The 12,178-nt window shown below is 36.7% G+C and carries 11 protein-coding genes; 6 read left to right on the forward strand and 5 right to left on the reverse strand.

Features of this window, described 5'->3' with window-relative positions; all coding sequences use genetic code 11:
• Nucleotides 1-377: 377 nt before the first annotated feature.
• From ACLFMM_RS06650 to ACLFMM_RS06670, 5 genes are all read left to right on the forward strand, one after another.
• Complete coding sequence (locus ACLFMM_RS06650) at nt 378-1,049, forward strand: corrinoid protein (protein ID WP_410807938.1); 672 nt, start codon at nt 378-380, stop codon at nt 1,047-1,049.
• Nucleotides 1,050-1,290: 241 nt separating this feature from the next.
• Nucleotides 1,291-2,073 carry a hypothetical protein gene (locus ACLFMM_RS06655; protein ID WP_410807939.1) on the forward strand — a complete coding sequence of 261 codons (783 nt, stop codon included), beginning with the start codon at nt 1,291-1,293 and terminating at the stop codon, nt 2,071-2,073.
• A gap of 397 nt (nt 2,074-2,470) precedes the next feature.
• A complete protein-coding gene (locus tag ACLFMM_RS06660; protein WP_410807940.1) occupies nt 2,471-3,889 on the forward strand; it encodes an aldehyde dehydrogenase family protein in 1,419 nt (472 codons plus the stop codon).
• 37 nt (nt 3,890-3,926) lie between these two features.
• The gene (locus ACLFMM_RS06665) at nt 3,927-4,748 is read left to right on the forward strand and encodes an SDR family NAD(P)-dependent oxidoreductase (protein ID WP_410807942.1); all 822 of its coding nucleotides are present in this window, start codon (nt 3,927-3,929) and stop codon (nt 4,746-4,748) included.
• Nucleotides 4,749-4,752: 4 nt separating this feature from the next.
• On the forward strand, nt 4,753-5,475 hold the full coding sequence (locus ACLFMM_RS06670) for a DUF5714 domain-containing protein (protein WP_410807943.1): 723 nt from the start codon (nt 4,753-4,755) through the stop codon (nt 5,473-5,475).
• 72 nt (nt 5,476-5,547) lie between these two features.
• On the opposite strand, the gene ACLFMM_RS06675 is transcribed toward ACLFMM_RS06670, so the two are convergent.
• Genes ACLFMM_RS06675 through ACLFMM_RS06695 form a run of 5 tightly spaced genes read right to left on the reverse strand, consistent with a single transcriptional unit; the run spans nt 5,548 to nt 10,528 of the window.
• A complete protein-coding gene (locus ACLFMM_RS06675) occupies nt 5,548-6,303 on the reverse strand; it encodes a formylglycine-generating enzyme family protein (protein WP_410807944.1) in 756 nt (251 codons plus the stop codon).
• Between the two features lie 23 nt (nt 6,304-6,326).
• Entirely contained in the window at nt 6,327-7,460 is a 1,134-nt protein-coding gene (locus tag ACLFMM_RS06680; protein WP_410807945.1) for a phenylacetate--CoA ligase family protein, read from the reverse strand.
• Nucleotides 7,461-7,487: 27 nt separating this feature from the next.
• Entirely contained in the window at nt 7,488-8,882 is a 1,395-nt protein-coding gene (locus ACLFMM_RS06685) for a radical SAM protein (protein WP_410807946.1), read from the reverse strand.
• A gap of 32 nt (nt 8,883-8,914) precedes the next feature.
• Entirely contained in the window at nt 8,915-9,388 is a 474-nt protein-coding gene (locus ACLFMM_RS06690; protein WP_410807947.1) for a hypothetical protein, read from the reverse strand.
• 27 nt (nt 9,389-9,415) lie between these two features.
• Entirely contained in the window at nt 9,416-10,528 is a 1,113-nt protein-coding gene (locus ACLFMM_RS06695; RefSeq protein ID WP_410807948.1) for a uroporphyrinogen decarboxylase family protein, read from the reverse strand.
• Between the two features lie 928 nt (nt 10,529-11,456).
• Between ACLFMM_RS06695 and ACLFMM_RS06700 the strand changes: the two genes are divergently transcribed.
• The gene (locus ACLFMM_RS06700; RefSeq protein ID WP_410807949.1) at nt 11,457-12,083 is read left to right on the forward strand and encodes an RNA-guided endonuclease InsQ/TnpB family protein; all 627 of its coding nucleotides are present in this window, start codon (nt 11,457-11,459) and stop codon (nt 12,081-12,083) included.
• The last annotated feature ends 95 nt before the right edge of the window (nt 12,084-12,178 follow it).

Genomic DNA, 12,178 nt, shown 5'->3' on the forward strand with positions numbered 1-12,178 from the left:
GTAACCTTCTTCCGAAGCCGCTGAGTCTTTAGCTTAGCGGTAGTTCACCAAGACTTAATAGTATATTTTAATTTCAATTATGTTCATGGTTTTGATATTATCAAAGGTATTGATTTTGTATCAAATGGGAATTTTTGTGCCTATTGTAGATATAAAATACTGTTTTTGTAAAATCCATTGTTTGTACGTAGAATATGTTTTTGACAATATAAATGATGGCGATTTATTACTTCAAGTTATTATATATATCTAATCTAAGATACTAGTAATTAGTCAATAACTGCAAATTTGAAATTTGTATTATTGATTCAGATAATAAGTTGAAAATCAATCAACTGTCTAAATGGTAAAGTAAAAACATCTGGAGGAGGCATTCAATGGACGAAAATGAAATTATTAACGGACTTACAAACGCGGTAGTTAATGGTAAACCAGACCAGGCAAGTGAGCTGGCTCAACAAGCTCTTGATGATGGTATAGATCCCTATAAAGCAATTGTTGATGGTCTAGCTAAGGGCATGGAAATTATGAGTGATAAATATGAAAATAAAGAGGTATTTATGCCGCACCTTTTGCTATCATCAAACACAATGTATGCAGGCATGAATGTACTTACACCACATCTTAAAAAAGACGACAGCTCAAAACAAGCAGTTCTTATCATTGGTACTGTAGAAGGAGATGTACATGATATCGGTAAAAACCTTGTGAAAACCATGATGACTGCAACAGGTTTTGATGCAATTGATCTGGGTAAAGATGTTCCTATTAATGATTTTCTTAAAGCCGCAAAAGAAAACAAAGCCGACATCGTGTCAATTAGTACATTGATGACGTCAACAATGGATAACATGGAAAGTGCTGTCAAAAATTTCAAAGAGGACGGAACAAGAGACAAGGTCAAAATTATTGTCGGTGGCGCACCTGTAAATGAAGAGTTTGCAAAAGAAATCGGTGCAGATACATCTAAAGATGATGCTATGGAAGCAGCCAAGTGGGCAGAGGATGCTATAAAAGAACTCCCACCAGCAGAAGAAAGATGGGGCTGAATAATATATAATAGATTCTTGCTCCAGATAGAACAAAATTGGAGTTTATGCAATTATCTCACCACCTAAACTTCAATTTTTTTACAAAAAATTGGGAAATCGATAATTAGGTCACGGGGTTATCATGGGTTACCTAAAAATGGATTCATTATCATCTAAATTTTCGCCATCATCATATTTTCATCTAGTCAATAATAAAAGCAAAATACTTCTGAATAATCCGTTGTTTTTTTCAATGTTTATGCTTTTTGTTATCCTGGGTGTGTTAATCAATTATAGATGGCTTCAATTAGAAATTATACCAACTGTTATACTATCTGCGCTCTGGATGTTATTCTGGAAAAACAGTGAACTTGATGGTAAAGTGTTTCTTATAATTGCTTCTGTTTTTGGATTTGTTCATGAGATACTTTGTGTTCAATATGGATATTTCACATATCTTGGTGGAGCAATCGGTGGAGTACCTATCTGGATACTTCCTGGATATGGAGCTATATTCTGGTCGTCTTATAATCTCTGGAAAGTTTTCGATCAAAAGTATTCAAAAAGATGGTGGTATGACCTTGTAAACTACTTCATACCTGTAAGCTTTGCTGTAATGCTTGTGGTAGATTATGTTATGTTTGATTTATTACATAACCCTGTTACAACACTGCTGAAATTCTCACTTGCATTCTTGCTGTTTAAAACATTTGCTGGTCTGAAACTTGCCTATTTTGTAGGTTTTTTTACAGTTCTTACCGAGTTCACAGGGGAAATGCTGGGTACCTGGACACATCCTAATTTTTCGCTCTTCTCTCTCATTTCGGGATATATATTCCTGCTCTGGATCTGCCTCACAATATCCGATATTATGCAAAGTAAAAGGGTATTAACAATAACCGGTGCTCTAAAAAACGAAAAAATATTTGCATTAGCTGATTCTCTAAAAACCAAAAAAGATTGGGGGAGGATAGAAGCCATGTCAGCTATCATTCTTACTGCTATCTACACATTATCAATGCTTGGTATAGCTGAAGTTTAAAACTGGTACAACACTCCGGTAACCTACATTAGTGAACTACCACTTGGCTAAAGACCAACTGGCTCCTTAAATTAAAAATTTAAGGATAACTTTAAATCTATGATTTAAAGTGCTTCCTGTTTCATACTTTTCCCTTATGGGAACAAGTCCACAGGCTCTACCCCTCGTACCGAAGGTGTAAAATTGTAATCTTGGTTATCAATTACAATCATACAGACATTGGTCTTTATAATATTTAAACCTAATTAATAGATTAGACGGTATTCATCCCTTTGTTTCATTTCAAAGAAATGAAACTCGCATTAAATCTACGATTTGATGCAATGCTGAAGACATAAGGGTTTTCTACCTTCCATTGTTATAAAGTTGTAATACACTCAGCTGGTGATTAACACAAATGTGCCAACAAATTCAAAGGATATTTGAATTGCAAAAAGAAAATGCCAATGATTTTGCCCGTTTGAATGCTAAGGAACGTATAGAGCTTTTAGAACGCATTGAAAATTATCTAAAAGACGATCAAAAATTAACTGGATTATATGATGCCATGTATAAAGACTTCCGCAAACCAGAACAAGAGGTATTTGTTACTGAAATAGGCATTGTACAAGCTCAAATTGATTTTGTGAAAAAACATCTGAGCAAATGGATGAAACCGCAAAAAGTTTCTACACCCCTGCCACTTATTGGGACAAAGTCTTACATTTGTTATGAACCAAAAGGCATGGTACTTATAATTTCACCATGGAATTATCCCTTTAACCTATCCCTTGTTCCGCTGGTATACGCTCTTGCTGCAGGTAATACTGCCATAATCAAACCTAGTGAAATTTCATCTCATACTTCTACTTACATAAATCACATGATATCAGAACTGTTCAATGAAAATGAAGTGGCTGTTTTTGAAGGAGATTCTTCAGTAGCACAGGTATTGCTTGACCAGCCTTTCAACCATATATTTTTCACCGGCAGTAAGAAAGTGGGAAAAATCGTTTCCCAAAAAAGTACTAAACATCTGGCTAGTGTTACCTTGGAACTGGGAGGTAAATCACCAGCAATAATTGACGAATCAATTGACATTCAGAAAACAGCTCAACATGTAGCCTGGAGCAAATGTGTCAACAGTGGACAAACCTGTATAACACCTGATTACCTTATCTTGCATGAATCAATTAAAGACATGTTTGTAGAAGATTTCAAGGATGCTTTGAAAACATTCTATGGTTCCTGTGATATTAATATACAGCAGTCACCTGATTATTGTCGTATTATTAATGACTGGCATTTTCAACGGTTAAAATCACTCTATGATGATGCACTTAACAAAGGTGCACGGGTATTGATTGGCGGTTATTTCAATGAATCAAACCGTTTCGTTTCTCCAACTCTGCTCGATGGAATATCGGAAGATATGGATATCATGCAGGAAGAAATATTTGGTCCCTTATTACCCGTGCTTACCTATTCTAATAAATCAGAGGCTTTAGAAATTATCCATAAACGTCCAAAACCACTTACAATTTATATTTCCAGCCAATACCGCAAAAATATTGATTATTTCCTGGAAGAAACGTCTGCAGGGGGTACAGTCATCAACGATTATATGCTTGGTTACAGTAACCCGCATCTACCATTTGGGGGTGTCAACAGCAGTGGTACTGGAAAATCATTAGGGTTTCATGGTTTTGTAGAATTTTCCAACCAAAGGAGTATAATAAAGCGTAATTGGGGTACTATAAACGCAATTTTTCCTCCATATAATGACCGCACACTTAAACTGATGAAAACACTGTACAAATTATACAGGTGGAGTTAGATGAGGAATGTTTGGATAACGGGGAGTGTATATAATTATGAACTTTGGTGAAAAAACTGTTCTGATAACAGGGGGTTCAAGCGGTATAGGACTTGAACTGGCAAAATTGTTCGCTTATGATGGTTATCAGTTAGTACTAATTGCCAAACCCCTGGAAGAACTTGAAAACGCTAAAAAAATACTTCATGAAATCAACCCAAAAATCCACATCCTTCTGAAAACACATGACCTGACTCAACTTGAAGCAGCCCAGGAAATCTATGAATTTACCCAGAACTATGGATTGAAGATTAACGTATTGGTAAACTGTGCAGGTTTTGGTTCCTATGGATTTGTCAATGAAATCGATATGGATAAAGAGCTATCCATGTTACAGCTCCATGTGAGTACTCTATATCATCTCACACGTCTCTATTTGAGGGATATGGTTGAACATGACGACGGGTATATAATCAATATGTCATCGATGACAGCCTTTCAGCCTACTCCTAAAATGGCTGTTTATGGCGCCAGTAAAAGTTTTGTACTTCAGTTCAGTCGTGCTCTAAACTATGAATTACACGAACTAAATTCAAAAGTGAGAGTAATGGCAGTCTGCCCAACTTCGGTAAAGGATACCAAGTTCCAGGAAGAAGCTGATATGGAAAACACCAAGACATTTAATTTCTGGATGACAACTACAGCCGATGTTGTAGCTTGCGATACCTATCGAGCCATGCAGCAAGGTCACGATATGGTTGTACCTGGTCGTGGATTTGGTTTGTTACAGACTTTAATAAGCAGATTGCCGACAAACTGGCTGATGAAGATATCCCGGATTCATTTACAAGAGAAAGAAATTAAAAAAAAGGTTAGGTGATTAATTGAAAATTGACCATGATGAAAAAGTAAACTGTATTGTTTGTGGAGCTGAAGTTGAATATTTAAAACAGGCAGCTAAAGTTGAATGTTATTACTGCGGCATAGAAGATGAAGCTTATTTCTGCTGTGTGAAAGGTCATTATGTATGCAATAATTGCCATGCTCAGAATGCTTTAGATGTAATCAAAAATGTCTGTTTGAATACTGATTCAAAAGACCCATTTCAAATTGCAGAAAAACTAATGGAACATCCAAGCATACACATGCATGGACCAGAACACCATGCTCTAATACCTGCTGTTTTAGTAGCCGCTTATCAAAATTTTGTAGGTCTGAAAATAAACAACGATATTTTAGAAAGTATCAAAAGAGGGAAAAATGTACCTGGTGGTTACTGCGGACTTTATGGTGCATGCGGTGGAGGGATAGGTGTAGGTATTGCAGTTAGCATCCTGCTTGAAGCATCGCCATTAACACCTGGTCCACGTTCCCATGCCAATTGGGCCACATCAAAAACTTTAAAAGATATTGCAGATGCAGGTGGAGCAAGATGTTGTAAAAAAGCTGTCCACATAGCTTTGGAAGACGGGATAGATTACCTATCCAATTTATTTGACATCGATTGGTCCCGTGAAATAAATAAATCTGTTAAGTGTAATTACAGTAAGTACAACAAAGAATGTGACAGCTCATGTAAATATAAAAAATCGTTTTGTGGAAATTAACTATTTATCCAAATCAAAATAAACCTAAAGGGCAAAGTTGCAAAAAGTTTCAACATCAATGTCCATAAAAATTTATAGTTCTTTCAGAATACGAAAACCAATACGGCTACTGTTACGACGAGCAACTGGAGGATAGTATGTGCGGCTTGCTGACCTGCAGCCAACAGCAGAAGTTTGCCAGCTGCCACCACACAGTACCTGCATAATCTTTGAATAATTAGTATTGTTTTCCCAGGCACTACCATCTTCAGGTGCACCGTCATAACTCTCATGATATATATCCTGTACCCATTCCCAGAGATTCCCGTGCATGTCGTACAAACCCCATGGGTTAGGGTTCTTTTTACCTACAGGATGTGAACCATGTTCTGAATTCTCCCTGTACCATGCGTATTCATCCAGTTTTGATTCACTGTTACCAAACGAGTATCTTGTGGTGGTACCAGCTCTGCAAGCATATTCCCATTCAGCTTCGGAAGGAAGGCGATATTTATTGGAATCTTCTTTTGCATTTAATCTATTAATGAATTCTTGAGCATCATTCCATGAAACCCTATCAACTGGTCTATCATCTCCAGCAAAACGGGAAGGATTCGTGCCCATGAGTTCAAGCCACTGGCTCTGTGTAATTGAAAACTTACCAAGGTAGAATGGAGTTTCTATAATTACATTGTGAACCGGATGCTCATTTTTATACCAGTTTTTTTCTTCTGACGGTGAACCCATTTGAAATTCACCTGCAGGAATTAATATAAATTCCATATCCATTGAATTAATGTAAGTTTCTGGATCTTTATTTTTCTTATTTTCAGTGACATTTCCTTCCATACAAATACCAATAAAAATTATATTTAATTTAGTCTTTTAACATCTCTTATCCTCTGGTCAACAATAGCACCACAGTTACAGGGTTCATCAATAAGAGAAGATATATCTCCTGTTCTATAACGTATAAGCGGCATGCATTCTCTTCTCAGAGTTGTAAATACCAGTTCACCCTCCTCTCCTGGTGGAAGTATTTTTCCAGTTTCAGGGTCTATAACTTCAACTAGAAAATCTGCATTGTTTACATGCAATCCATTCTGTTCCGTACATTCGATAGCGTTAGCCAGACCCAGTTCTGTCATCCCCCATTGTCTAAGAGCTTTACAACCCCATACACTCTCAATCTGGGTTCTCATGGATTCGGTTAATGGTTCAGATGAACAAATTATTCTTTTGATACCTAATTCACCTGGTTCAACGAATTTACTTGCTTTTTTTGATAACTCGTATAGAAAAGATGATGTACCTATCATAAGAGTTGTTCCTGCTTCTTTCATGGTGTTTATTTGGTCTTCTACATCAGTTGAATCGTTTATTACTGAATTAAAACCTGCCAGGTCACATGCTTTACTTAGCATAAGCCCAGGATCCCATGTTGCTGTAATGGTTGGGTACATTATCTGTAACGTATCATTTTTTGAATCCATTCCTGCCATCTTCAATCCTGATATTACAGAATCTACGATTTCTATGAGTTCATTTTGTGTATAAGCCACACTTTTTAGTATATTAGTAGTACCCGAACTGGTAAATTCACGTGCAATGTTCTTCCTGGAAACACAAAGAAAATGATATTGATGTTTAGCCAGTTGTTCCTGTTCTGTAAGTGGTATTTTTTCTAGGTCGTTAAAATTATTGACCTGTGATGGATTAACTCCTGCTTCTTTGTATAATTTACTGTAGAATGGACTTTTATTGGAAACGTATTCTAATAATTCCTGCATTTTGAAAAGTTTATATTTTCTTAAATCATCCCTGTCAAGATATTTTTGGGCAAATAGATTTTTTAATTCATTACTATTGTTAATATCACTTTTAATTTTGGTCAAACCCCACCGTTCTAATGGATTTACTGTATCATTATCGATATTTCTGGATACCAACTTTCTTTTTGCTATATTCTGGCGTACAAAAGTGTTAATCTTTTCAGGGAAACTCAAATTTTATTCCTCCAAATTTTACAGCATTCAAACGTTTTGTCTATAGAGATATTTACCATCACAATTTGTCAGATTGTAATTGCAAAATGGAATGAGTCTCCCATCACGTGTAACAACATGTATGCAGCAATTTTCAACCCTTTCTTTTTCGTATGACCAAACATCCTGAAATGCCATTGTTGAAATTGTAAGATATCTGTTTTTGCTCATTTCTATAAAATCAGACCATCCACCATCTGATCGACAACATGAGCTCTCCATAGATATGTTCTGAAGTGATTTCCCACAACAGGATGAATTGGATTCAGTTTCAGTTTCAGTTTCTTTTTCTGAACCTTTCCACCTACCCATTATTGAACCCTTGGTTTTGCTTGCTACATCATAAGCTGATTTCATCGCTCCCTGTGAAGTATTTGTTAACGGTATAAATCCAAGGTCATCAACCAATGCCAGACAGGTAGCTCCACAATGGGCATTGGGCATAAGGGACGGTGTGAAGTTTTCAACTTTCAGCTGTCCTTTCGTTTGTTTCTCGATTTCCTCGATAAGTTCTAAAATCGTCACTTTTTCTTCCTTTCTGGAAGGTGACCTTCCTGAATAGAATAAAGGTTGGAAATGTACACCCCTGACAGTTGGAACATTATTGGATGCAAATTCTATTATTTTCCCAACTTCATGTAGGTTATAATTTTTTGCAACCAGTGGTACCAGTACTACACCAATCCCAGCTTCCTGGCATTTATTTATAACTTCAGATTTTACATCAAACAATTTTTTACCGGTTCTTTGAATGTATACATCATCGGACACACCATCAAATCCGAGATATACTGCATCTATTCCGGCCGAAGCTATCCGGTCAAAATAATCCTGATCTTTAGATATCCTGAGACCATTGGTATTTAATTCGATGTGGTCTATCCCTACATCTTTTCCCATCTTTATTATCTCGGGTAAATCGTTCCTTAAAGTTGGTTCACCTCCGGACAGCTGTACACAGGATGGGTCATTTGAACACTTTTTAACAGCTTCAAACATATTCCTAATAGTATCCATATCAGGGTCGGTATCACCATCTTGGGTAGAATTAGCAAAACAATATGTACATTGCATATTACATCTGTCAGTCACTTCTATAACTGCCAGGCAGGTATCCTGTTTGTGGGAGGGACATAGACCACAGTCATAGGGGCAACCTTTTTCAACATCTGTTAAAGGAGCTCTAGCTCTTGCTCGATCCACATAAAAACAATCTTCCATCTTACGATAATGATTTATATCCTTGGATATAAGGGTCTTAAAAAAACCGTGGTCATCGCACTCCTTTTTGATGTATACTTGTCCATCCTCAACATATTTAACTCCCTCTATTTTCCTGAAACATTCAGGACAGAGGGTTTCAACTGTGGCTATTTGTTCCATCTCGTCCCTCCTAAAGTCAGTCATTAATATATTCAAGCTCTTTTTTCTTCCAAGATAGATTCAGCAGTTTTCAGTGTTGATGCTACACCCTGTGTAACGTATGTCTCATTACATTTAGGACATACTAATGCTGGACCTGGTCTTGAAACCCCTAGATAGTTCATATCTACGTTTCTTTGTAGTGCTACTTCATTACATTTATCACAAATCCAGTCACTTTCATCATCATACTCAACTTCACCAATTTCACCGCCTGTAGGTCCGTTGACATTCATTTTATGAGTATAGACATTGTTTAAGTTAATAGCCCCATTAGAAGACGGTGTATAGACAGCATAAACAGTCAAGTTTTCTGACCCACCCTTTGCAATATAAGTGTCTTCGCTTCTACTTTTGAGTTTACTTCCCTTTGTTTTTGCTGCTTCTATTATTTCCTGGATTTCCTCTTTTTTTAATCCATTATCCTTCAATGAATTTTCCACTTCTTCAGTAACATTTATATCCATAAAGAACCCTCATTACTTTGAATTTTTTTAGAATCTTTCATATTGTCCATAATCCCTTGCAGCTTTTACCATCGCATGAACGTTTGCAGATGGAGCTCTTGTTGGACATTCACAAGAAGTTCCCAGTATGAATCCTCTTGGACTATCTTTCCCCGCAAGTAATTGTTCTTTGGATTGTTCATAGACCTGACTCTGAGTTCCACGGTCTACCAGTTTCGTATCTACAGTTCCGAAACAGGTACATCTGTTTCCAAAGTTTTCCACCAATTTTGAAGCCGGGAATATTTCTTTTCCATCATAACCGATTTGCATAACTGTAAAGGGGCTCATTGGAGCATCTTTCCACAGGTCATAGTCATCAGAATGGTTTCCACATAGATGATAGTAAACACCTGGACCTGCGCCACTATTCAATACCTTACTTACAGCTTTAGCTACTGGTTTATAACCAAACCTTTTGATTTGCTCCCTGTCCATCAAATCACCACTGGCTATAACTGAACCAGTGATAGTTACGTTTGCTCCGTATCTGTCAGCTGTTGCTTTGGATGCGTTAACAATGTGGTCAGCAGCTTTATCGACAAGTTTGTCGACAATTTCTGGTTGAGTTATCATCCACATGAAAACATCTTCTATAGCAACCAAATTAGTTGCTACTTCCATTGTACCTCCCAGTTGGGTAATTGGAGCAAACATATCGGGATATTCTTCCAAACAGGTGTCCAGTGCTGTGTAATGTTTTGTAAGGGTAGGTCCTTTTGCCAAATCTTCAGGGCTCAATATTTCCAGATTATCTACACCTTCTGGATCCTTGATTGGACGATTTGTTATAGATGGTGGTGCATCTTCCTGTACCTTGATTGTAGCACCGTAATCTTCACCCCAATAATCAGCCCATAGATAATGACCAACTGGTGTTACATCATATAATTCACATGTATTACATACCATTCGTATTGCTTCATCTGGATTTTGATAGAAATACCCAGGTTTCTTTTTGAATATCGTGGCAGCATGCGACAATATGATGGGGTCCACAATAACTCTTTCAGAAGGTGTATCTGCAAACGGTGTTGTCCACAAACTACCTGCCTTTTTTAACCAATTTGTATCTATTGGTGCAAAATCTTCCGCTGGCATTATTTAATCTCCTATATTTATTTTATATTGACGTTAAGATATGGTGAACAATTTTTCCATCCTTAACCATCTTCCCATTAGCGAATTTGTCTAAATCAATAACTACAAATTTCAAATTTGCATTATTGATCATTAAATAGTATCTGAAAATAGATATATATAATAACTTGAAGTAATAAATAGTCAGCATTTATATTGTCAATAACATATTCAATGTACACATCGTGGATTTTACTAACACAATATTTTGTATCTATTGTAGGCACAAAAATTCCCATTTGATACAAAATCAATACCTTTGATAATATCAAAACCATGAACATAATTGAAATTAAATACATATAAGTCTGGATGATTTTTATAAAACTGAAAGCAACAATTCCACAGTTTTACGAGAGACGGTGTGTAGGGGTAGAGAAAGCCAACGACTTCAGTCGTGCTCCTTAAATCAAAGATTAAAGGATATCTTTAAACTCTGTTTAAAGAGTGATGAATCGTACCCTGCTGATGTCTGATTAACTATAGATTTTATAAGATAATCGCTAACATTAAGTAAAATTTATAAAGTTATAAAGCGTATAATCAGTATCAGATAAAAGGGTGGAGTTGATGGTTCGCAAAGAAGGTCAGAAATGCAGGAATATGAGATTCAGGATTCATCCCACTCCTGAACAGGAGGAATAACTGGATGAAACACTGGAATACTGTGGGTCGATCTGGAACCATCTTCTATCCATCAAGGTTGAATTATACGATAGGTTCGGCCTATCATTATCCGAATCATCACTGGAAAGATACCTCAAGCATCTAGATTATCCATCCATTCTTCAGTAAGACTGGATGTGTTCCAGAGGTTATGTTTTGCTTATGGCAAATTCTTCGATGATATCAAGAATGGCAGACTGAAAAACACCAGACCTAAAAAGAGATGTTCGTTAAGAGAAAAGATGTTCTCTGCGGGAACAACTCATCAGGATACATCAAATACGATGGAACCCTGCCTAAAGGCCACCCGAAATTCAAGAGTAAAGAGGATTTCAGCAGTTTCAGATACAAGCAATATGGGAACGGATGGAAACTCAAAGGAAATAAACTATACCTATCCAAAATAACCGATAAATCCCAACCTATCAAGATTGACATTGACATACTCCCAGAAGGCGAATTGAAGACCTGCACCCTGAAAAAAGAAGGCAAACAATGGTTCGCTTATCTAACTGTTGAATTACCTGATAATCCAGTTCCGTCTACTCCTGAGAATGCAGTAGGTATAGACTTAGGTCTGAAATCCTTCATAACAACTTCAGACGATGATTTTGTCGAACCACCAAAATTCCTCAGAAATACTGAGAAAAGACTGGCTAAAGAGCAGCAGAAATTGTCCAGGATGCAATTCAGATCAAACAATTATAATAAGCAGAAGCAGAAAGTGAACAGGATTCACAGGAAAGTTGCATCTGCAAGAAACCATTTTTCGCATTGTCTTAGCAAACTTTTGGTGGTGAAATATAACCTGATAGTGTTTAACGACCTGAAAATAAAATATCTTGTATAAAGCAACAAACTGGCTAAATCCATATCGGATGTAGGCTGGCATAAACTGATTCAGCATGTAATCTATAAAGCTGCTGAAAGAGGTAAAATTGTAGA

The organism is Methanohalobium sp., from assembly GCF_046546175.1.
In the GTDB taxonomy this organism is placed as follows: Archaea; Halobacteriota; Methanosarcinia; order Methanosarcinales; family Methanosarcinaceae; genus Methanohalobium.

Bases quoted from the DNA above. Each gene is read 5' to 3' on its own strand.
- ACLFMM_RS06650 (WP_410807938.1), top strand. From the start codon at position 378: ATGGACGAAAATGAAATTATTAACGGACTTACAAACGCGGTAGTTAAT.
- ACLFMM_RS06655 (WP_410807939.1), top strand. From the start codon at position 1,291: ATGCTTTTTGTTATCCTGGGTGTGTTAATCAATTATAGATGGCTTCAA.
- ACLFMM_RS06660 (WP_410807940.1), top strand. From the start codon at position 2,471: ATGTGCCAACAAATTCAAAGGATATTTGAATTGCAAAAAGAAAATGCC.
- ACLFMM_RS06665 (WP_410807942.1), top strand. From the start codon at position 3,927: ATGAACTTTGGTGAAAAAACTGTTCTGATAACAGGGGGTTCAAGCGGT.
- ACLFMM_RS06675 (WP_410807944.1), bottom strand. From the start codon at position 6,303: ATGGAAGGAAATGTCACTGAAAATAAGAAAAATAAAGATCCAGAAACT.
- ACLFMM_RS06685 (WP_410807946.1), bottom strand. From the start codon at position 8,882: ATGGAACAAATAGCCACAGTTGAAACCCTCTGTCCTGAATGTTTCAGG.
- ACLFMM_RS06690 (WP_410807947.1), bottom strand. From the start codon at position 9,388: ATGGATATAAATGTTACTGAAGAAGTGGAAAATTCATTGAAGGATAAT.
- ACLFMM_RS06695 (WP_410807948.1), bottom strand. From the start codon at position 10,528: ATGCCAGCGGAAGATTTTGCACCAATAGATACAAATTGGTTAAAAAAG.
- ACLFMM_RS06700 (WP_410807949.1), top strand. From the start codon at position 11,457: ATGTTCGTTAAGAGAAAAGATGTTCTCTGCGGGAACAACTCATCAGGA.